Raw genomic sequence first — 21,831 nt, 5'->3', positions numbered from 1 at the left:
ATGGTTCAAATCATATTTGATTCAAAGACAGGGAATGTTCAGCGTTTTGTGAATAAAACAGACTTTCAGCTGATCCGCAAGGTGGATGAAATGGACCACGTGGACACTCCGTTTGTTTTGGTCACCTACACGACAAACTTCGGCCAGGTACCGGCATCAACACAATCATTTCTCGAAAAATACGCCCATCTCTTATTAGGAGTCGCTGCGAGCGGCAACAAAGTATGGGGCGATAACTTTGCAAAAAGCGCCGATACCATTTCAAGACAATATCAGGTGCCGATCTTGCACAAATTTGAACTCAGCGGCACAGCGAAAGACGTTGAATTGTTTACTCAGGAGGTAGAAAAAGTTGTCACAAAACCAAGTGCCAAAATGGATTCAGTTAAATAACGAAATTATGATCCAACAAGATGGAAAATTCCAGTTTGATAAAGATAAAGAGGCTGTACATAGCTATTTTGTTGACTATATCAACCAAAACACAGTTTACTTTCACGATTTGAAAGAGAAGCTGGATTATTTAATTGAAAACCAATACTACGAAGAAGAATTCTTAAGCCTGTATTCTTTTGAAGACATTAAAGAAGTGTTTAAGACAGCTTACGCAAAGAAGTTTCGTTTTCCTTCCTTCATGAGTGCGTTTAAATTCTATAATGACTATGCTTTGAAAACGAATGACAAAAAAAGAATCCTCGAGCGTTACGAGGACCGGATCTCAATTGTTGCGCTGTTCTTCGCAAACGGCGACACTGAGAAAGCGAAAGAATATGTGAATCTGATGATCAATCAGGAATATCAGCCGAGCACACCGACATTCTTAAATGCGGGCCGCAAACGCCGCGGAGAGCTTGTCAGCTGTTTCCTCTTGGAAGTCAATGATTCCTTAAACGACATCTCAAGAGCGATCGACATCTCCATGCAGCTTTCTAAACTGGGCGGCGGGGTTTCTCTTAACCTGTCTAAGCTCCGTGCGAAAGGTGAAGCGATCAAAGATGTGGAAAACGCCACAAAAGGCGTCGTAGGCGTGATGAAGCTTCTTGATAATGCGTTCCGCTACGCTGACCAAATGGGGCAGAGACAAGGCTCAGGCGCGGCATACCTGAACATCTTCCACCGGGATATTAATGATTTTCTTGATACGAAAAAAATCTCGGCTGATGAAGATGTCCGCGTTAAAACCCTTTCCATCGGCGTCGTGATTCCGGACAAGTTTGTCGAGCTTGCGCGTGAGGATAAAGCCGCTTATGTCTTTTATCCGCATACGATTTATAAAGAATACGGCCAGCATATGGACGAAATGGACATGACGGCGATGTATGAGGAGCTTGTCGACAACCCGCGCGTCAAAAAAGAAAAAGTGAATGCGCGCAAATTGCTTGAAAAGCTTGCCGTTCTCCGTTCTGAGTCAGGCTATCCGTACATTATGTTCCAGGATAACGTAAACAAAGAGCACGCGAATAACCACGTATCAAAAGTGAAATTCTCGAACCTTTGCTCTGAGGTGCTTCAGGCGTCACAGGTTTCAGCTTACACAGATTATGACGAGGAAGACGAAATCGGCCTGGACATTTCCTGCAACCTTGGTTCTTTAAATATTTTAAATGTCATGAAACATAAATCGATTGAGCGCACGGTGAAACTCGCGACGGATTCCCTGACTCATGTATCCGAGACGACGGATATCCGCAACGCGCCGGCAGTCAGACGCGCAAACAAAGCGATGAAGTCGATCGGTCTAGGCGCGATGAACCTGCACGGCTACCTTGCCCAAAACGGCATCGCTTACGAAAGCCCGGAAGCAAGAGACTTCGCGAATACGTTCTTTATGATGGTGAACTTTTATTCTATCCAGCGTTCCGCTGAGCTTGCAAAAGAAAAAGGCGAAACGTTTGAGCATTATGAAGGCTCCACTTATGCAACGGGAGAATATTTCAATAAATATATCGAAAAAGAATTCTCGCCGGCATACGAAAAAATCGCTGCGCTCTTTGAAGGCATGCACATCCCGACAATCGAAGACTGGAAAGAGCTGAAGGCGTTTGTCGCTGAAAACGGCATGTACCACAGCTACAGACTGTGCATCGCGCCGACAGGCTCCATTTCCTACGTCCAATCCAGCACGGCATCCGTTATGCCGATTATGGAACGGATTGAAGAAAGAACATACGGAAACTCCAAAACGTATTATCCGATGCCGGGGTTAGCGTCTAATAACTGGTTCTTCTACAAAGAAGCTTATGATATGGACATGTTCAAAGTGGTGGATATGATCGCGACAATCCAGCAGCATATCGATCAGGGAATCAGCTTTACCCTGTTTTTGAAAGATACGATGACAACTCGTGATCTGAACCGTATTGATCTGTATGCCCACCATAGAGGCATCAAAACCATTTACTATGCAAGAACGAAAGATACCGGGCAGGACAGCTGTCTTTCTTGTGTCGTTTGATTAAAGGAGAGTTTACAGTGACAAAAATTTATGACGCAGCAAACTGGTCAAAGCATGAAGATGATTTTACCCAAATGTTTTACAACCAAAACGTAAAGCAGTTCTGGCTTCCCGAAGAGATCGCATTAAACGGCGATCTCCTCACTTGGAAATACTTGGGTAAAAATGAGCAGGATACGTACATGAAGGTGCTCGCCGGCCTGACACTGCTTGATACAGAGCAGGGGAACACGGGCATGCCGATTGTGGCCGAGCACGTAGAAGGCCATCAGCGAAAAGCGGTTCTTAATTTCATGGCGATGATGGAAAACGCGGTGCACGCAAAATCATATTCAAATATTTTTATGACACTTGCTCCGACTGAAACGATCAACGAAGTGTTTGAATGGGTAAAGCAAAATAAGTATCTGCAGAAAAAAGCCCAAACCGTTGTCGGACTGTATCGCGCCATCAAAAAAGACGATGAGATTTCGCTGTTTAAAGCGATGGTTGCTTCCGTTTACTTAGAAAGCTTCCTTTTCTACAGCGGTTTCTATTATCCGTTATATTTCTACGGACAGGGAAAACTGATGCAAAGCGGTGAAATCATCAACCTGATTCTTCGTGATGAAGCGATCCACGGCGTCTATGTCGGACTGCTTGCCCAAGAAATATACAATAAACAAACAGAAGCGAAAAAGACGGAACTTCGTGAATTTGCGATTGAGCTTTTAGAAGAGCTTTATCACAATGAGCTTGAGTATACCGAGGATCTGTATGATCAAGTCGGGCTGTCTCATGACGTAAAGAAATTCATCCGCTATAACGCCAATAAAGCTTTGATGAACTTAGGGTTCGATGCTTACTTTGAAGAAGAGGATATTAATCCGATCGTATTAAACGGATTAAACACCAAAACGAAATCACATGATTTCTTCTCCATGAAAGGGAACGGCTACAAAAAAGCGACGGTAGAACCGATTAAAGACGAGGATTTTTATTTCGGCCAAGATGAAGAGCAGATATAATATCTGCTCTTTTGGCTTGAATGGAGAGGTATGACAGGAGGAACCGACATGGATAAAATGGATGAAATCATCTTAGCTGCGCCGCGGAGTGACGTCTTCCAAAATGAAACGCTGACATTCCAGGGAGTCAACAGCGAAGATGAGTGTATCGTGAAGATTATGGCTCAAATTGAGGAGCATTTTTTAGAAATCAGAAGAGGCGACGCGGAAGAGGACCCGCGTTTTAAACAGCCGATTCCGTATGTCGTTATTCGCCGCGATGATGAAGTGTTTGTGTATGAGCGTCTCGCGGGCGGCGGAGAATCGCGCCTCCATAATAAACTTTCCCTCGGTTTCGGCGGACACATGAATCCTATGGAGGGAGCGGCTTCATTTGCGGAGGTGCTGAAACAGAATACCGACCGGGAGTTAGCAGAAGAACTGCATATTCTTGAGAAAGACAAACAAAACATTGTCACACTCGGTTTAATCAATGATGATGAAAACAGTGTCGGAAAGGTGCATATCGGCATCCTTTCTGCGCTCCAATTAGCGTCTGGAGCACAAGTCGAAGTGAAAGAAAAAGAGCAGATCGCCGGCCGCTGGATGAAAGTGAACGAATTAAAAGAAGAAGACGTGTATCAGCGGCTTGAAACTTGGTCTCAGTTTGTCGCCGATATTCTTCAATAACAGAAAAACCCCTGTTCCTCCTAAAAAAGGGAGAACAGGGGTTTTTCATTAGTTTAACGTAATGACAGTATCAAATCCCGCTTTTTTGGCCTGCGCTGCTAAAGATTCAGCATAATCTCTGGAAGAGAATGCGCCAATCTGTACTTTAAATAAGCCGTCTTTCGGAAGCACAATCGCATCAAAACCTTTAGACACCGCATTGGCGGCAAGCGCATCAGCATTTGCTTTCACATTGAAAGCGCCGATTTGCACTTTATACAAGTCAGTCTTTTTTTTTAGCCCGAAAGCCTGCTCCAAGCCCTTGGCATGTCCTCTTGCAAGGCTTTCAATAAAACTGGCTGTTTTCAGTTTATTTGCATCAGCTGCCGTATCAACAAAACCATTCTCCGTCAAAATCGCCGGCATACTTGTCTCTCGCAGCACATGGAAGTTGGCTGTTTTTTTCCCTCGGTCATTAAAACCGGATGCTTGGATTACTTGCGTGTGAACGGCTGACTGGTAAGTCGAAGTCGGCGCTCCGACACCGGGATAAATATAGCTCTCAAATCCGGTTCCGCCTCCTGAGTTAATATGAATGGATAAAAAATAATCTGCGCCCCAGCTGTTGGCGGCATCCGTTCTTTCCGTCAGGCTGACCGTCTTATCGCTTGTCCTGCTCATCGTGACAGAAACCCCTTCATACTCATTCGTCAGAATCGTGCGCAAAACCAGCGCGATCCCCAGCGTGACCGCTTTTTCCTGAAGCCCGTTTCCGGTTGCGCCTGAATCAGTTCCGCCATGACCGGGGTCTATAAAAATTTTAACCATTCTCCATCACCTCATTACAGCATATGATGATATTTAAAAGGTGCTTGTACGGCTGTCATTCATGAAAAAAATAAGAAATCCGCCCAGCATTTCCCGGAAAATAAAAATAAATGGTTTGTCCTTCCGTTTCAGCTGAATACAATAAGAAATGAAAAATATTTCTCGGGAAAGCGCAGGATTCAGCATCATTCCCGAAGAGAGCGGAAAATGCGACAGATAAAAGGGGTAATCGGGCCTCATGATGATAGGCGGGTGTCACGGAACGCCTTTATCATGAATAAGATAAAGAGAGAACAGAGAGGTGAGCATGTTGGAGCGCGCTGTAACCTATAAAAATAACGGACAAATTAACATCATTCTTAATGGCCAAAAGCAAGTGCTGACAAATGCGGAAGCTGAGGCGGAATATCAGGCCGCCCTGCAAAAAAATGAAGCCAAGCACAGCATTCTGAAAGAAATTGAAAAAGAAATGAACACATTAGTGGGTATGGAAGAAATGAAGCGCAACATTAAAGAAATTTACGCATGGATATTCGTCAACCAAAAACGGGCCGAACAAGGGCTGAAAGTCGGAAAACAAGCTCTTCATATGATGTTCAAAGGCAATCCCGGCACCGGAAAAACAACCGTCGCGAGACTGATCGGCAAGCTTTTCTTCGAAATGAACGTGCTTTCCAAAGGACATCTGATCGAAGCAGAACGTGCCGATCTGGTCGGTGAATACATCGGACACACGGCGCAAAAAACGAGAGATCTGATTAAAAAATCGCTCGGGGGCATTTTATTCATTGATGAAGCATACTCACTTGCAAGGGGCGGAGAAAAGGATTTCGGTAAAGAGGCGATTGATACGCTTGTCAAGCATATGGAAGACAAACAGCATGAATTTATTCTGATCCTGGCAGGGTACTCGAGAGAAATGACACATTTCCTGTCATTAAATCCCGGCCTGCAATCGCGTTTTCCTATCAGCATCGATTTTCCGGATTATTCTGTCGCTCAGCTGATGGACATTGCAAAGCGCATGATAGCGGAGCGGGAGTATCAATTAAGCCAGGAAGCCGAGTGGAAGTTAAAAGATTACTTAATGACGGTGAAAAGCACGACAAGCCCCATTAAATTCAGCAACGGACGCTTTGTCAGAAATGTGATTGAAAAATCAATCCGCGCTCAGGCTATGAGGCTTTTAATGGGGGACCAATACTTAAAAAACGATCTGATGACGATTAAGAGTCAGGATTTATTTATAAAAGATGACACGGCAGCTCATGAATAATCCTCTCAGCCGGTTTGAGAGGCCTTTTTTTATTTCTCTCTTTAAAACCCGCCGGATGTGTGGTATACGTCCTGCGGGTTTGGTATGATAGTACTACTGCCCAATACGACACAGAAAGGAACATCCATTTGAACGAACAGGAAGAAAAAAAAGAAACGGTCATTTTAGTCGGCTGCCAGCTTCCGCACATGACCGACGAGCACTTTGAACATTCCATGGACGAGCTCGCTTCATTGACAAAAACGGCTGACGGAACGGTGCTGACCCGGATTACGCAAAAACGGAACAGAGCGGATGCCGCTACATATATAGGCAAGGGGAAAGTAGACGAGCTGAAGGCGCTGTGTGAAGAGCTTGAAGCGGATCTGGTCATTTTTAATGATGAACTGTCACCGAGCCAGCTTAAATCACTCGCCACGGCAATTGAAGCGAAGATCATCGACCGCACGCAGCTTATTTTGGATATTTTCGCAAAAAGGGCGAAGACGAGGGAAGGAAAGCTTCAGATCGAATTGGCCCAGCTTCAATACGCACTGCCGCGTCTGAGCGGACAAGGAATCAATCTCTCCAGACAAGGCGGCGGAATCGGGACGAGAGGGCCCGGTGAGACAAAGCTTGAAACAGACCGGCGCCACATTAGAAACCGCATACACGAAATTAACGTGCAGCTGTCAACGGTTATCCGCCACAGAAGCCGTTATCGGGAGAGACGCAAGAAGAATGGTGTGCTTCAGGCGGCGCTCGTCGGCTATACCAATGCCGGGAAATCAACGTGGTTCAATAAATTAACAAGCTCAGACAGCTATGAAGAAGATCTGCTGTTTGCAACTCTTGATCCGATGACAAGAAAGATGGCGCTTCCAAGTGGTTACAGCGTCCTTTTGTCTGATACGGTCGGCTTTATTCAGGATTTGCCGACGACGCTGATTGCCGCTTTCCGTTCAACGCTTGAGGAAGTGAAGGAAGCTGACTTGATCATTCATGTCATTGATTCTTCCAATGAAGATTACGCGGGGCATGAACAGACTGTTCTCGGACTGTTAAAAGAGCTTGAAGCAGATGATATTCCGGTGTTAACTGCTTATAACAAAAGGGATGAAACACTTCCTGACTTCATTCCGACAGCAGGAGAAGGCCACATCATGATCAGCGCCAGAATCGCCGGGGATGAAGCGAAATTGAAAGCGGAAATCGAAGCTTATTTGCGCCGTGAGCTGATGACGCCGTATGAAGTTCATGTACCCGCCGCTGAAGGCAAATTGATGTCGCGCATTAAATCAGAGACTATGATCGACAGCCTTTATTTTAATGAAGAAAATGAACGCTACGAAGTCTCGGGTTATGTGCAAGAAGAACAAAGCATACTTGGAGAACTGAAGAAATTCATGTAAGGAAGGTATACACAACATGTTTGAGACACTGACACACGGCACTCTATTGCAAAAAACCGCCGAAGAAACAGAAGCGGAAATCGCCGCCGTTCATAAAAGAATAGAAGAAATCAGTGAACGGAATGAATGGAGAGTCCTGCAAAGCTACAGAAAGCATAAAGTAAGCGATACGCATTTTACACCTTCAACCGGATACGGTTATGATGACATCGGCAGGGATACTCTGGAAGAGATCTATGCTGATGTGTTCGGAGGAGAGGCGGGGCTTGTGAGACCGCAAATCATTTCGGGGACGCACGCGATCTCAATCGCGCTGTTCGGTGTGCTGAGACCCGGAGACGAATTGCTTTATATCACAGGCAAGCCTTATGACACACTCGAAGAAATTGTCGGGGTGAGAGGCGGGGAGTATTCAGGCTCGCTTAAGGAATTTCAAATCGGGTATCATGCAGTCGATTTAACCACAGAAGGCAAAGTGGACTTCGAAGCGGTCCGTGCTGCAATCCGTCCGAATACAAAAGTGATCGGTATTCAGCGTTCAAAAGGATATGCGAACCGCCCGTCTTTCAGGATAAATGAGATTGAAGAGATGATTCGTTTCGTAAAAGAAATCAAAGAAGATGTCATTGTTTTTGTGGACAATTGCTACGGAGAATTTGCGGAAGAGCGGGAACCCTGTCACGTCGGAGCGGATCTTATGGCCGGCTCCCTGATTAAAAACCCGGGCGGCGGCCTTGCCAAAACGGGGGGATACCTTGTGGGGAAAGCCAAGTGGATTGAAGCCTGCTCTTACCGGATGACCTCACCGGGAATCGGAAGTGAAGCCGGCGCATCGCTGTATTCACTGCAGGAAATGTATCAAGGTTTTTTTCTCGCTCCGCACGTAGTGGCGCAAAGCTTGAAGGGAGCGGTATTTACCGCCCGTTTTCTTGAAAAGCTGGGATTTTCGTCAAACCCTGCATGGAATGCGCCGAGAACGGATCTGATCCAATCTGTTGAGTTTCAGGACCCTGATAAGATGATCGCTTTTTGCCAGGCGATACAATACGCTTCACCGATTAATGCGCATGTGACGCCTTATCCGAGCTATATGCCGGGATATGAAGACGATGTCATTATGGCAGCGGGCACTTTCGTACAGGGGGCGAGCATTGAATTATCGGCAGATGGCCCTATCAGACCGCCTTACGTCGCGTATGTCCAAGGAGGATTAACCTATGCGCACGTAAAAAATGCGATTTGCAGCGCAGTTAATGCTCTAATGGAAAAAGGGCTGATCTGAGCCGTTTGCAATTTTCAAAGAATTCGATGTTAAGATTCCTTACATTGTGTTGACACAAAATATAACATCACCTATAATGAGACTAAGATAAGAAAAGGAGGAAATTGAGATGAGTGATAACATTCGCCGCTCAATGCCTTTATTTCCAATAGGAATTGTCATGCAGTTAACAGAACTTTCTGCCCGGCAAATTCGATATTATGAGGAAAATGGACTGATATTTCCAGCGAGAAGCGAAGGAAATAGACGATTATTTTCATTCCATGATGTAGATAAACTGTTAGAAATCAAAAATTTGATTGAACAAGGCGTCAATATGGCGGGGATCAAACAAATTCTGGATAAGGCATCTGCCGAACCTGAAGAAAAATCCGAAAAAACTGCCAAACCGATGAAGCACAATCTGTCTGACGACGAACTCAGAAAGCTTCTGAAAAACGAACTGATGCAGGCAGGCCGATTCCAGCGGGGGAACACCTTCCGCCAAGGTGATATGTCCCGATTCTTTCATTAATCCGTTAGCAACTGTTTTGCTATATACATTTACCTTTTAGAGGAGGAGTTTTACGAAATGGCAAAGTACACAAGAGAAGACATCGTAAAATTAGTAAATGAGGAAAACGTAAAGTACATCCGCCTTCAGTTTACAGACATTCTCGGAACGATTAAAAACGTGGAAATTCCTGTGAGCCAGCTTGAAAAAGCACTTGATAATAAATGCATGTTTGACGGTTCTTCCATCGAAGGTTTTGTCCGCATCGAAGAATCTGATATGTACTTATATCCTGATCTGAACACATTTGTTATCTTCCCATGGACAGCTGAAAAAGGTAAAGTAGCACGCTTCATCTGTGATATCTACAATCCGGACGGCACCCCGTTCGAAGGTGACCCGCGTAACAACCTCAAACGGATTCTGAAAGAAATGAAAGAACTCGGTTTCAGCGATTTCAATCTTGGACCTGAGCCTGAATTCTTCCTGTTTAAATTAGATGAAAAAGGCGAACCGACACTCGAATTAAACGATAAAGGCGGATACTTCGACCTGGCTCCGACTGACTTGGGAGAAAACTGCCGCCGCGATATCGTGCTTGAGCTGGAAGAAATGGGCTTTGAAATCGAAGCATCTCACCATGAAGTCGCTCCCGGCCAGCACGAAATCGATTTTAAATATGCCGGTGCCATCCGTTCTTGTGACGACATCCAAACTTTCAAACTTGTCGTCAAAACGATTGCCCGCAAACACGGTCTGCATGCGACATTCATGCCAAAACCGCTGTTCGGCGTAAACGGTTCCGGTATGCACTGTAATCTATCACTCTTCAAAGATGGCGTTAACGCATTCTTTGATAAAGACGCTGATCTTCAGCTGAGTGAAACAGCAAAACACTTCATTGCCGGTATCGTAAAACACGCGACAAGCTTTACAGCTGTCACAAACCCGACAGTGAACTCTTATAAACGCCTTGTTCCGGGCTATGAAGCACCTTGCTACGTGGCATGGAGCGCGCAAAACAGAAGTCCGCTGATCCGTATTCCGGCTTCCCGCGGCATCAGCACGCGTGTTGAAGTCCGCAGCGTAGACCCGGCGGCAAACCCGTATTTGGCATTAAGCGTATTGCTTGCAGCAGGCCTTGACGGAATCAAAAATAAACTTGAAGCGCCGGCTCCGATTGACCGCAACATCTACGTCATGAGCAAAGAAGAGCGCATGGAAAGCGGAATCGTAGACCTTCCGGCGACACTTGCGGAAGCTCTCGACGAATTCAAATCAAACGAAGTCATGGTTGCAGCTCTCGGTGAGCATCTGTTCGAACACTTCATCGAAGCAAAAGAAATCGAATGGGATATGTTCCGCACACAGGTTCATCCGTGGGAGCGCGAACAATACATGTCTCAGTATTAATCTCTCAATCCCTTGGCACTATTGGTGTCAGGGGATTTTTTGATTTGTTAACAAATTTAATAATTTAATATAAATAAAATACCACCCACAAAACACCCACGAAAAATCAATAAAAAATTACTCCATAATTGTGGAGATATAATCCTCGTACTTATTCATTGAATCTCTGTCAATTTTTTTGCTGATGTGTGAGTAAATATCTGACGTCACTTGAATACTTTTATACCCCAGTCGTTCTTGTACATATTTCATTGATGCACCTGATTCAAGGAGCAAAACAGCATGTGTGTCACGAAGGGCATGAATAGGGAGTTTCTCTAATCCAGCTTTATTTAGTATTCGGACAACAGCATTAAACAAGGACGATTTAGGTAAATGTGAACCATCTTTGCGAGTGAAGACTAAGTTAAGGTCATAGTGATAGATCTCATTAAGCTGAAGTTTATCTTCGTTTTGTCGTTTTCTTAGTTCGTGAAGTTCATTAACCAACCTTTGATCAATAGTAATAATACGCCTGGATGTATAAGTCTTGGGGTCACCAAATAACTCATCTTTTGGCTGTCAGTGTCGGCGCGCCGCATCAAAGATACAGGACATTTGTTGTTGCCCACTCCGGCCGCGAGTCAAAATCACAAACCGATCAGGCCTTTAGCTCCTTCGGAAGTGGGCGGAACACACGGGGTGATCTTGCCGGGGGAATTGAGCCATCAGTTTCCCCATCTTATTGGCAAATACATCAATCTCCAGCTGTTGGAGTGGATGATGGGTTTCCCAATCGGGTGAACAGAAGATAGCATTAGGTAACGCGGTTGTGTCTCAGCAGATTTACTTGATCCTCCAAGCGATTATGGATCAGGAGGCGACAAAGTGATTATCTCTATTATAGCTTCTCTCTTCATGCTGAATTCATTTACCCTCATTGTATGGGCTTGCTTAACTGAACGACGAATACAAAAATGGGAACGTGAAAAATAGAGGAAAGGAGGACGGATGTGACAGAACAACTTTCATTCCTTCATCCTGGGGATTTGAAGGCAGTCCGTAAAATCGTGATCAAAGAACTCAAAGATTATCGAGCATTAAAACTACAGCTTGAGAATAAAAAGGAATCGGTTGACGCTGGCATCAGCCCGTTTCCTTCAATCAGAGATTCTTTCATATTAAATGAACTGAAGGTTAAGCAGATGGAAAGGGCGTTAGAAAACAGCCTGGACGATGAAGAACGAATGATCATTGAGAAAAAATACTTAACAGCCAGCCAAACGAAAGACATTCATATCTATATGGAACTCGGTATGAAGAAGGACACCTATTATGAATAAAACAGCGTGCCATTTTACGCATTGCTACAGCACTTGGAATAATCTGAGTGCTTTTTTGTAGTAAGCAGTTGTGTAGGTGGGATTTCCTATTTTAACGTTATATGGTGTATTTTTCATTATGACTATGTTAGTCTCCTTAAAGGAGGGATAATAATTTGAAAACAAAAATAGTAAGCTTGCTTCTTGTATTGAGTTTAGTCTGCGGATTTGCACTTCCTTCTTATGCTAAGACATCGATGAATGAAAAGGTAAAAACCAATGTTTCTGGAATGAATGTTATAAGTCAGTCTGAAGATGAAGCATCTTATACAATCGAATATGGCGGAAAACAGTATTTTATTGATCAAAAAACTCTAGATAAAGGGACCTCTAAAGAGTCGATTAAAGTTGATCAATATTTGTTAACTGATGGCCATCGAACACTAGTCGATTCTGCTACAGTTAATATTTCCGATGAATCAAGTGAGATGTCAACTCTAGCAAAATGTAGAGGGAAACAAGGTGTTTCGGTAGCAATTCCTATAGTCAAGGTGAGCATGAATTCGTGTGTAATTAAAAAATTCTTAGATATTGTTGAGGATGCTGACGGTATTGCAGGAGCTATCGCCGGGATAACAGCATTGATAAAAAAAATACCTGGGATTTCAGTATATGCTGGAGCAATTGCAGGGGCAATGTTTGCTGGTAAGTATGCCATAAAAAAAGTATCCGATAATGGAAAGTACGGAATTTCTTATAATTGGATAATTGGTACCCCTGTTGTTGTACCTTGGAGAAATGGTTAATTATTAAGGTGGTAATGTCAAATGAATCGTATATTAGTCTCAATAGCTATTATTATATTCCTGATTGAATATATTGTAGCTCCACTCACAGATATAGATACCGGAAAATACGGCACGTTTATAGGCTTAATATTATTGAGTATTACGGTTCTAAGGTTATCTGATAATGACAAATCATAAACTTTTGAAGGGAGCAGACTTCGGTCTGCTCTTTTTTGTTTATTTTATTTGGGTGTAAAACGAAAAATAAGCGACAAATTCCCGACAAAACAGGGGACAAATTGGGGGAGAAAAGGGGGGACTATTTATGTTTGAAATCTCGATAGACTTAACTTATCAACAAAACACGGGTGACGCGCCTTACCCTTATCAATGGCGTATCCGGATACGGAACAAAGGTGTTGAGGAATGAAGCCGAACGAGAGGACCATTCTGAGCCTGGATAGCAGCTAGTCTGCGGCGGTCGTATCGGGGAATAGTATTATCGTGGTTCATTGTGCGATCATGCTATACTTGGCCTTCCTCTCGGAGTATGTGTGAGATCAATTTAATAAGCAATTAGCATAAGGAGGTTAATGATTAAATTTATCTTGAACTTTCTTTCGACAAATTTTGCATATTGTTTCTTTGTCCTTTTCTTTCACCGATAATAAGGTGGGGGCGATTAAGTTGAATTTTGAATCGAAATATTTAGTAAGATGGGGATTACCAGGATGGGTGTTTATGATATTTATAACCCTGTTGTACTTAATAAACGACCCAGGGTATATACCCCAAATTCTAAAGTATAAAGGTTTCTCGCTTGTAGGCTTTACTGCACTAGCGGCAGCACTAGGAATAATTTTAGGGCATATGATTCATCAGATTAGCTTGTTTTTGTGGTTTGTAATTCCTGAATACAGAAAAAGAAAATGGTTAGTTTACTTTGATAGAGAGTTTAAGATAGACAAGCGAATCATTGAAGAAGAAGAACTTGGTAAGGGAATCAAAAACATATACAGTTATCGTTTAGGGCAACTACATGCAAGAAGGGGCTTGCTTACAAGTTTAATGCTGTCATTTGTGACTATAATAATCCTCTGTTGTACAGATCTAAACTTACTCAGCGTAAAAACGATAATACTTGAAAGTGGTAATGGTGCTCTAATAATGATTATGCTGATAAATTATTATTATTTTGATAGGAACCTAGAATATTTTATGGACAGAGTAAATGAGTTTGAAAATCAAAGTAATTCAAGTGATAACTCTCAATAATATAATAATGAATAAAATTGCACCTCTATTAAGGTGCCTTTTTATATTCTCAGTAAACTGCATCCGGTAAAACTCAGGATAGACAGACTATTGGCGGTTAACAGTATGAGTGTGGAGAGAGGTTAAAACAACATTATTAGGCTGTTTTTTCAATCCAATAGGGAGGACGTTATTGTTTCTTAATTCCTTTTTTATGTATAATGAATAAAAAAAGGATGAATAATTTGGCTATAGTACCTCTCATTATAAGTAGTTTTGCAGCTCTTATATCTTTATCTAGTTATTTCTTAACACGTAAAAATCTTCAAATTAACGATGCTCCCCGTCTAATAGCTAGCAATATAAAAAAGAGACTCGAGAATCAAAAAGTTACTATTTCTTTTGAAGTGAAGAACTATGGAAAAGGGGTAGCTTTAAAAACCTTTTTAATTATCACCGTAAAAGATGGAAATAAAAAGGGAGATCAACATCACTTATCTAAACCATTAGTAACTCTAGAATCTGGGGAAACAGGAGTTTTGGAAATAGTCTTCAAAAAAAAGGAAACAGAAGGTCAAATCTCTGATGCTATTTTGGTAAGTCAAGATTTTTTTGATAATTTTCATATAACAGAAACTAATTTACAATTCAACAATCAGCATTTGAAGGAGTTTAGTAAACCAGTTAAGCAGATTTCAAAAATATTAAGAATGTGTACTCATAGAAGAATAAGGAAAATCATGAACCTTGCAAGCGATCAAGGCAACACAGCTGTTGACAGAAAACAAAAAGAGCAAAATGAAATTATTGAAGAATTACAAAAAGCATTTCGAAAGTAAAAAATCTCTTATTACTTATTGTATTTTTTAAAATTGAATCTTTAAACCTTACTATGTACTTGTACTGACAAACGTTCGACAAATTCTGCAAATTATTCCTTATTTCTTCTCTTTCACCGATAATAAAATGGGAGGTGAGAAAATGGATTTAGGAGACAGAATAGGTCTTGTAGTAGCTACTGCAATATTCACACTTTTAGGAAACATTTTGTTCAAGTTTTTTCAAAATAGAACTGATTTTATGATAAGTATAAAGCAGTTTAAACGAGATCATTACTACAATCAGCTTAATAAGTTATATATGGAACTTTATGCAATAGTATGTCAATCAGAATTTTTGAGAAAATTTCATCACATAGATGAAATGAAATCTATGAAAGAGGTTCCTTTTGTAGAAATAAAAAGAAAAATCAAAAAGATACAAACAAACTTAGTGACAGGTGAGGAAGAATTAACAGGTGCGACTCGCTGACCTGCCGTGAGTTTTTCACCTGTGACTGGGTCAACTCTATCAGCCGCTCTTTTATAATCATAATACCCAGTAACTTCTCCTGTAAAATTACAAACGACATCCCATGTTTTTTCGTACCAAGGTCTGTTCGCGAGCTCTTCTTGTTCCTTGGCTATTCTTCGCTCTTCAGCCTGCTGCTTTTTGAACGAAAGATATTCGGATGACTGCTTATGTAATCCTGCTTGCATCTGGTGGATTTCACTTTCCCGATACGCCTTAGCATTATAGTTGAGCGGGGTGGCGTTTTTGCCTTTCCCTGTCGCATCCTGTAATGCCTGAAAATCTGCCATAATAAACGCCTCATTAGCTTCTGTCAGCGCATACTCATTTGAAAGGTTGTTATCCAGCTCACCAATTTTATGTATTGTATCTCTTTTTGTTGTATCAGAATCATCTAATTTTTGATCCACGTTATCGGTTGAAAAGAGATCGAGCGGCAGTATATCTGCGATTTCATCAAGGATACCTTTCATTTCATTACGCTGCTCTTGCCTAATCGCTTTTGATTTATCAAGTGCGTGTGTCAATTCATGTTCAAGGAAAGATTCTTCCACATAAGAATCTGAAAGCCCGGCATCTTCAATCATAGCTTCTATGCTTGTGAGAAACGCAATTTTCATATCAATCAATTCCAGCCATTCATCTGTGACGCCAGCGTGATCTTGAAATAAAGCTTTGATGTTGTCGGCGCCTTTGCCCGAAAAATCGCTGTCGCCCAGGTCTGCCATGCCTTGAAACGCATTTTTCAGGTTCGTCATTTGGCTGCGCAATTCTTTGTATTCTTTTGCACGTTGTTTGGCGACAGTAAGCAGGGTAGTTGCTTCAAAGATTTTCATGATCATATCCTTTCGCGATAAAATGTTATTTTACCACGATGAAAGCCGGAGTAAATACATAACAAAACTTCCAAATACAAAATGGTTCTTTTGGATTGGTTTATTTTTACTGTTATTCTTTGATTCGAACTTTTAAAAATAGGTTAAATTGCCCTTTCCTCTGATTGCGTAAAAACGAAATAAGAATTGCGGCATGTCGAAAATTATTTCTATATATTACATATTATGCTAAACGTATGCTAGAATGTTATTTGAGAAAATTTAGAATATTTGTAGAAAGAGGGGTTTATCATATGAGTAAACTGGCTTCTGAAAGAGTTGCAAATATATTAAATGATTGGTATATCGCGATAAAACAACAAGACGATGAGTCTGCTGAGAGATATTTTGAAGAGATCAAACCACTTTTAGATGAAATGGAAGAGGATCAAGAGGTGTTAATGTATTATTCTCTGCTGGAAGAAAGGCATAAAATGCTTTTGTATCAGGTTAAAGGGGAGGAGCTGCCGCCTCATTCATACTTTAATGAGAACCACGCTGATGAAATCCTAAAAACAGACCATATGATTGAATATTATTTTTATTTATTTGAAGCGCTTTTCGAGTCATATAATAGGAATTTCGAGAGCGCCATAAGTTTATTTAATATCGCTGAAAAAAAGCTTTCATTAATACCGGATGAAATTGAAGCTGCAGAATTTTATTCAAAGGTTGCCTCTATGTACATGATGTTGGGCCAGAACATCGTATCGTTAAATTATATAACCAATGCAATGAATATCTTTAAGAATAATGAAAATTACTTGAAGAAATTTGCGACGTCTTTAATGGTGGTTGCTCATAATTACACTGAATTGGGACAATACGAAAAATCGGAGGAACATTATTTACAAGCAATTAAAGTGGCAAAGAAATTGGATGATTCATTTTTCGTGGCTATGATTCATCACAATTTAAGCATTACATATTCAGAAGCGAAGCGGCCGCAAGATTGTCTTAATGCGATTAAGCATGCATTAAGAAATAAAGAGTGGTGTGGATCATCGTATTATATAAATTCATTATATATGATCGCAAAAGAGCTGGTGATGATGGGGGAAAACAATAAAGCATCATATTATTTGAAAAAGGGACAGGAAAATCTTAGACAAAAACAGAATAAAATATACGAAGCTAAAATAAATATTATTCATGAGCTTTCACAAAGTCCTTTAAATGAGCGTGTTGATCGAATTCACAGTCATATGAACAGATTAGCAGAACAAAATGACTTTGACAGCATTCGCGATCTAGCTCTAATCACTTCAAAAAAATTTGAAGAAAGGGGACTTTATAAAGAGGCTCTAAAGTTTTCTAATAAAGCTATTTTAGCTGAAAAGAAAATGAAGCAGTTGGAGGGAATTTGATGAAAAAGAGAATTCTTTTTGCGGCATTATCTGTTGCTTGTTTGAGCGGGTTAGCTGTTGCGGGCTTTATGGGGTTTTCTAATAAACATGTAGCTGAAAAGCCAGTCGGTACTTATATATTAGCTGAAAAGCCAGTCGGCACATAATAAAAAACAAGTCTCAATTAAAAGATGGGGGTCATAATATGAGGCGTTAAAATAACATTATGGAGCATCATAGGGATAGTCATCGTGTTAATGATAATTGGAGTTGTCTCTTTTTATCAGACCCCATCTTCATAAAGCGAAAACATGTAATTAATCCCTTTATATGTATATCTTTAGATTACAATAAAAATTTAAAAATGAACAGGTGTGGGCACCCACAAAGACACCCACAAAACACCCACAAATATAATATACTTGATGATTTCTTATTCGAAGAGAAATAACAAAACCTTTTTAATTCAACATTTATCATGCACTATGACATTGAAATATTGCCTAGGTTATAATCCGCACGCAAGTTCACCCTTGGGAGCGTGAACAGTATATGTCTCAGTATTAATCTCTCAATCCCTTGGCACTATTAGTGTCAGGGGATTTTTGTTTTTGACCGCCATAAATACTAAACATATATATTCTTCATAACCATCAACTGACGAATTTTAAAGTTTCTCTGGGATATGGGAGTATAGGTCGGAAGTGATGGTTATATTTCCATGTCCAAATCTTTCCTGGACAAATTATTGTTTCCCTAGTTTCAAAAAGAAGAACAGCGTGACAAACTGTAAAATACAGACGGGTTACAGTGTTTTTCCCTTAATAAAAAGACCAGGGTGTTGGTATCACCCCGGCTCTGTAATAAAAGCTGCCCATCAAAGGACTTGCTCAGCTGATATTCATGATAGACCTATTCCTTCAGGTTCTGAGGCTCAAGGGAGGTCTGTTTTTTTCTTATATACGTCAACAGGCCGATTATAAACGGCTCGAATAACCATTTATATTTAAATAAGGATATTATATGATTGCCTTCATTTTTCATTTTCAATAGGAAGGAGCAGGTAATTCATCGATTTTTATACGAAGTAAACTATAAGGTTTCTGTCGTAAGTCTTTTCCATAATGAAATCTAGCCTGCCGATGTAATTGGTTCACGATGACGTATAAGTATCCATCCGGACCAATTGAAAAAGTATCCGGCCATAAAATTCTCGGATCATGTGCAATGGTTTCCATTATGCCATTCGGCAGTATTTTTCGAATACTATTGTTCTCGTAATCTCCGGCATAAATGGCTCCTTTTGCATCTGTAATCATTCCATCAGACGCACCTTTTTCTCCCCAATACGCCACATGATAAAGTAAATCCATGTCCGGTATATTTCTATCTCTCAGGGCTACTGTTGAGATCGAGAACAAATGGCGGCTGGTCAGTGGACAAAAAAATAATACCTTTCCGTCAGGAGAAATCGCAATACCGTCGGATGCCAGCCTAAATGGGGAAGTTGAACCATCCCTGTTACGATTCATCAAAATGTTGCCTTCTACTTTCGGTATAAAATAGGAATCCGGTGAAGTTGGATTTGCTCCATTTAACCGTCTGCATGCATTTCCGGTTTCCAAATCAACGACGATAATCGCTCCTGGTCCTTTGGAAGAAGAATCCGTTATATAGGCATAACCTGCAGTTCCAACACGAAAATCAAATCGGACATCATTCAGGTAAGTTGTTGGCAGGACAACATCTTCTGTAAAGGTATACACTCTTCTGATTGTATTGGTTTTTAAATCAACAGCGACTAATTTTGCCCCGCCTTTAATTGGTTCAGAAAAATTGGGTGCCGCTGTATCTAGTACCCAAAGCGTTCCCCTTCCATCAGCAACTACACTTTGGACACTGATGAAAGTCATTTTGATAGTCTCGGGGTTAACCAAATTGGTTTGTAAATCAGGATAAGGCTGCAATTTATCCCCAACTATTTCTGCCACCGTAAATTTAACATCGTCTCCCCATTTCGGAAAACAAATGAAAATACGACCAGTTTCCGAAACCGTAACACCGGTAGGCATAGCTCCATAAAATGCATAAACCAGTTCTAAATCACCGAAATACTTTTCAAAAGGCAGCATAGGTTTCATAATATCCTCCTCAACCAATTAAACGGGATATGACTTATATATGATTCGCATTTTTTCTAGTGCATGTTTATTAATACGTTTTTCTAAACGAAAAGGTGATGATCAGTCAGCCACAAGGGATTTTTACTTATACGTCTGTCGAAGCAGTTGGCAATTACACTATGGTATGTCCTTGGTCGGTTTTAAATTTTCTGAAAAAGGAGTTGAAAAAGCAGATCAGATTTTATAAGATTAAATCAAGTTAGTTTGTTTACGCAACAAACTAAGGAATCCGATTAAATTGCCCGTAATTTAAATGCATGATGGAAGGGGGATAAGAGGCTCGAAAGAAGAATTTAAAAAACGAAAGCACGGGGCTTTTATCCTTTCCGGGCATATAAGATGAAATTGCAGCCATCTGATCACCATTTATCTGATGAAAATGCTCTGTGAAAGTCATCGGCTATCAGTTTATGAAAGCGCTTTTATAAAGTGCGCACTGCCCAATAAATTTGAAGACATGTTATATTCTTTCATACTGGTTCCTTATGAAAGATCGAAAAGGGGGAGGAAATCATGCTCAGTGAAAATGTAAAGAAGATCAGCATGGCTGAAAAAGTTGGATATGCGTCTGGGGATTTTGCATGTAATTTAATTTATGCAACGGTGTCTACTTATCTTTTGTTCTTCTATACAGATGTATTTGGTTTATCGGCAGCCGCCGCCGGTACGATGTTTTTAGTGGTCAGAATCATCGACGCCCTCGCTGATCCTTTTATCGGAACAATAGTAGACAGAACAAATAGCAGGTTTGGGCGCTTCAGACCGTATCTTTTATTCGGAGCTTTTCCATTTGTCATACTGGCCATCCTCTGTTTTACAACCCCCGATTTTTCAGATATGGGGAAATTAATATATGCCTATATAACATATGTCGGCTTGTCGCTTACATACACAGCGATAAACGTTCCGTATGGCGCGTTAACTTCTGCCATGACCAGAAATAATCAAGAAGTTGTTAGTATAACATCTGTCCGTATGTTATTTGCGAATCTTGGGGGACTTGTCGTTGCATTTTTTGTTCCCTTACTGGCTGCTTATTTAAGCGATACTTCAGGCAGCGAATCTCTTGGCTGGCAGCTAACCATGGCCATTATGGGATTCATAGGCGGGTGTCTTTTAATCTTTTGTTTTAAAAGCACAAAAGAGCGTGTCACTCTTCAAAAATCTGAAGAAAAAATTAAATTTTCGGATATATTCGAGCAATTTCGTGTTAATCGCCCGCTTGTGGTATTAAGTATTTTCTTTATTATTATTTTTGGAGTGAATTCAATAAGTAATTCGGTCGGCATCTATTACGTGACTTATAACTTAGGAAGAGAGGATTTAGTGAAGTGGTACGGTTTGTTAGGAAGTTTGCCCGCTCTGGTCATTTTACCTTTTATTCCAAAGCTTCATCAATTATTGGGGAAGAAGAAATTACTAAACTACGCATTATTACTGAATATGATCGGCCTTCTAGCTTTATTGTTTGTTCCGTCAAGTAATGTATTCCTTATCCTTTCCTTTCGATTACTGGCTGCTGCCGGAAGTCTCACTGCCGGGGGATATATGTGGGCGCTTATTCCTGAAACAATAGAATATGGTGAGTACAGAACCGGGAAAAGAATGGGCGGGCTCATATACGCTATTATCGGATTTTTCTTTAAATTCGGCATGGCCTTGGGAGGGGTTATACCTGGGCTGGTTTTAGATAAGTTTGGATATGTGGCAAATCAGGTGCAAACGGCGGAGGCATTGACGGGAATTTTAATTACAACCACCATTATTCCCGTGTTTTTACTGGTTTTAGCCATGATTGATATTAATTTCTATAACTTAGATGAGAAAAAATATAAAAACATGGTTCGAGAATTAGAGAATAGAGACAAGGTTTATTTGGATCATATTGATGATTTCAAAGCTTAAAATATGATGAGTCAACAGAAAATAGCTAAGGAGGCG

General features: G+C 41.0%; 18 protein-coding genes and 2 pseudogenes. 16 read left to right on the top strand and 4 right to left on the bottom strand.

Annotated elements, in window-relative coordinates; translation table 11 throughout:
* The 4 genes from nrdI to ACH32G_RS00595 are packed head-to-tail and all read left to right on the top strand — an operon-like array spanning position 1 to position 4,131.
* On the top strand, positions 1-393 hold the full coding sequence (gene nrdI / locus ACH32G_RS00610; protein ID WP_016936022.1) for a class Ib ribonucleoside-diphosphate reductase assembly flavoprotein NrdI: 393 nt from the start codon (positions 1-3) through the stop codon (positions 391-393).
* The gene (gene nrdE, locus ACH32G_RS00605; protein WP_007611605.1) at positions 353-2,455 is read left to right on the top strand and encodes a class 1b ribonucleoside-diphosphate reductase subunit alpha; all 2,103 of its coding nucleotides are present in this window, start codon (positions 353-355) and stop codon (positions 2,453-2,455) included. The genes nrdI and nrdE overlap by 41 nt, the downstream gene beginning before the upstream one ends.
* Positions 2,456-2,472: 17 nt before the next feature.
* Entirely contained in the window at positions 2,473-3,462 is a 990-nt protein-coding gene (nrdF, locus tag ACH32G_RS00600; protein WP_414831161.1) for a class 1b ribonucleoside-diphosphate reductase subunit beta, read from the top strand.
* Between the two features lie 48 nt (positions 3,463-3,510).
* Positions 3,511-4,131, top strand: a complete 621-nt coding sequence (locus tag ACH32G_RS00595; RefSeq protein WP_414831160.1) for a hypothetical protein — start codon at positions 3,511-3,513, stop codon at positions 4,129-4,131.
* Between the two features lie 48 nt (positions 4,132-4,179).
* On the opposite strand, the gene ACH32G_RS00590 is transcribed toward ACH32G_RS00595, so the two are convergent.
* Positions 4,180-4,938, bottom strand: coding sequence for an N-acetylmuramoyl-L-alanine amidase (locus ACH32G_RS00590; protein WP_448813889.1), 759 nt, complete (start codon positions 4,936-4,938; stop codon positions 4,180-4,182).
* Positions 4,939-5,245: 307 nt separating this feature from the next.
* Here ACH32G_RS00590 and spoVK point away from each other — a divergent pair, with 307 nt between their 5' ends.
* From spoVK to glnA, 5 genes are all read left to right on the top strand, one after another.
* Positions 5,246-6,214, top strand: coding sequence for a stage V sporulation protein K (gene spoVK / locus ACH32G_RS00585; RefSeq protein WP_032864740.1), 969 nt, complete (start codon positions 5,246-5,248; stop codon positions 6,212-6,214).
* Positions 6,215-6,342: 128 nt separating this feature from the next.
* Positions 6,343-7,605 (top strand): GTPase HflX, encoded by a 1,263-nt coding sequence (hflX, locus tag ACH32G_RS00580; protein WP_016936016.1) that lies wholly within the window; start codon positions 6,343-6,345, stop codon positions 7,603-7,605.
* 16 nt (positions 7,606-7,621) lie between these two features.
* On the top strand, positions 7,622-8,887 hold the full coding sequence (locus ACH32G_RS00575) for a methionine gamma-lyase family protein (protein WP_016936015.1): 1,266 nt from the start codon (positions 7,622-7,624) through the stop codon (positions 8,885-8,887).
* Positions 8,888-8,996: 109 nt separating this feature from the next.
* Complete coding sequence (locus ACH32G_RS00570) at positions 8,997-9,401, top strand: MerR family transcriptional regulator (RefSeq protein WP_007410366.1); 405 nt, start codon at positions 8,997-8,999, stop codon at positions 9,399-9,401.
* A 57-nt stretch (positions 9,402-9,458) separates the two neighbouring features.
* Positions 9,459-10,793: a type I glutamate--ammonia ligase gene (gene glnA, locus ACH32G_RS00565; protein ID WP_016936014.1), complete on the top strand. Its 1,335-nt coding sequence runs from the start codon at positions 9,459-9,461 to the stop codon at positions 10,791-10,793.
* A gap of 117 nt (positions 10,794-10,910) precedes the next feature.
* Here glnA and ACH32G_RS00560 read toward each other — a convergent pair whose 3' ends face one another.
* Positions 10,911-11,282, bottom strand: coding sequence for a tyrosine-type recombinase/integrase (locus ACH32G_RS00560; RefSeq protein ID WP_448813888.1), 372 nt, complete (start codon positions 11,280-11,282; stop codon positions 10,911-10,913).
* Positions 11,283-11,785: 503 nt separating this feature from the next.
* Here ACH32G_RS00560 and ACH32G_RS00555 point away from each other — a divergent pair.
* The 4 genes and pseudogenes from ACH32G_RS00555 (at position 11,786) to ACH32G_RS00540 (ending at position 14,975) form a co-directional block, all read left to right on the top strand.
* Positions 11,786-12,162: pseudogene (locus ACH32G_RS00555) on the top strand (ArpU family phage packaging/lysis transcriptional regulator).
* Between the two features lie 108 nt (positions 12,163-12,270).
* Positions 12,271-12,900: a hypothetical protein gene (locus ACH32G_RS00550; protein ID WP_327814295.1), complete on the top strand. Its 630-nt coding sequence runs from the start codon at positions 12,271-12,273 to the stop codon at positions 12,898-12,900.
* 669 nt (positions 12,901-13,569) lie between these two features.
* Positions 13,570-14,157 (top strand): hypothetical protein, encoded by a 588-nt coding sequence (locus tag ACH32G_RS00545; protein ID WP_327814296.1) that lies wholly within the window; start codon positions 13,570-13,572, stop codon positions 14,155-14,157.
* A gap of 224 nt (positions 14,158-14,381) precedes the next feature.
* The gene (locus ACH32G_RS00540) at positions 14,382-14,975 is read left to right on the top strand and encodes a hypothetical protein (protein WP_327814297.1); all 594 of its coding nucleotides are present in this window, start codon (positions 14,382-14,384) and stop codon (positions 14,973-14,975) included.
* Between the two features lie 459 nt (positions 14,976-15,434).
* Here the strand turns inward: ACH32G_RS00540 and ACH32G_RS00535 are convergent.
* Positions 15,435-16,322, bottom strand: a pseudogene (locus ACH32G_RS00535) (ribonuclease YeeF family protein); the annotation flags it as partial.
* A 293-nt stretch (positions 16,323-16,615) separates the two neighbouring features.
* Between ACH32G_RS00535 and ACH32G_RS00530 the strand changes: the two are divergent.
* A complete protein-coding gene (locus ACH32G_RS00530) occupies positions 16,616-17,728 on the top strand; it encodes a Rap family tetratricopeptide repeat protein (RefSeq protein WP_448813887.1) in 1,113 nt (370 codons plus the stop codon).
* Complete coding sequence (locus ACH32G_RS00525; protein WP_164906834.1) at positions 17,728-17,874, top strand: hypothetical protein; 147 nt, start codon at positions 17,728-17,730, stop codon at positions 17,872-17,874. The genes ACH32G_RS00530 and ACH32G_RS00525 overlap by 1 nt, the downstream gene beginning before the upstream one ends.
* Before the next feature lie 879 nt (positions 17,875-18,753).
* Here ACH32G_RS00525 and ACH32G_RS00520 read toward each other — a convergent pair.
* Entirely contained in the window at positions 18,754-19,848 is a 1,095-nt protein-coding gene (locus ACH32G_RS00520; RefSeq protein WP_448813886.1) for an L-dopachrome tautomerase-related protein, read from the bottom strand.
* A gap of 555 nt (positions 19,849-20,403) precedes the next feature.
* Between ACH32G_RS00520 and ACH32G_RS00515 the strand changes: the two genes are divergently transcribed.
* Positions 20,404-21,795 (top strand): MFS transporter, encoded by a 1,392-nt coding sequence (locus tag ACH32G_RS00515; protein ID WP_095240678.1) that lies wholly within the window; start codon positions 20,404-20,406, stop codon positions 21,793-21,795.
* Positions 21,796-21,831 lie beyond the last annotated feature (36 nt).

Source organism: Bacillus sp. CIS52 (assembly GCF_053545315.1).
This window is presented reverse-complemented; position numbering and strand designations above follow the sequence as displayed.

Excerpts from the sequence above, each read along its gene's own strand:
- nrdI (WP_016936022.1), top strand. The coding sequence starts at position 1 with ATGGTTCAAATCATATTTGATTCAAAGACAGGGAATGTTCAGCGTTTT.
- ACH32G_RS00595 (WP_414831160.1), top strand. The coding sequence starts at position 3,511 with ATGGATAAAATGGATGAAATCATCTTAGCTGCGCCGCGGAGTGACGTC.
- ACH32G_RS00590 (WP_448813889.1), bottom strand. The coding sequence starts at position 4,938 with ATGGTTAAAATTTTTATAGACCCCGGTCATGGCGGAACTGATTCAGGC.
- spoVK (WP_032864740.1), top strand. The coding sequence starts at position 5,246 with ATGTTGGAGCGCGCTGTAACCTATAAAAATAACGGACAAATTAACATC.
- ACH32G_RS00575 (WP_016936015.1), top strand. The coding sequence starts at position 7,622 with ATGTTTGAGACACTGACACACGGCACTCTATTGCAAAAAACCGCCGAA.
- ACH32G_RS00570 (WP_007410366.1), top strand. The coding sequence starts at position 8,997 with ATGAGTGATAACATTCGCCGCTCAATGCCTTTATTTCCAATAGGAATT.
- glnA (WP_016936014.1), top strand. The coding sequence starts at position 9,459 with ATGGCAAAGTACACAAGAGAAGACATCGTAAAATTAGTAAATGAGGAA.
- ACH32G_RS00530 (WP_448813887.1), top strand. The coding sequence starts at position 16,616 with ATGAGTAAACTGGCTTCTGAAAGAGTTGCAAATATATTAAATGATTGG.
- ACH32G_RS00525 (WP_164906834.1), top strand. The coding sequence starts at position 17,728 with ATGAAAAAGAGAATTCTTTTTGCGGCATTATCTGTTGCTTGTTTGAGC.
- ACH32G_RS00520 (WP_448813886.1), bottom strand. The coding sequence starts at position 19,848 with ATGAAACCTATGCTGCCTTTTGAAAAGTATTTCGGTGATTTAGAACTG.
- ACH32G_RS00515 (WP_095240678.1), top strand. The coding sequence starts at position 20,404 with ATGCTCAGTGAAAATGTAAAGAAGATCAGCATGGCTGAAAAAGTTGGA.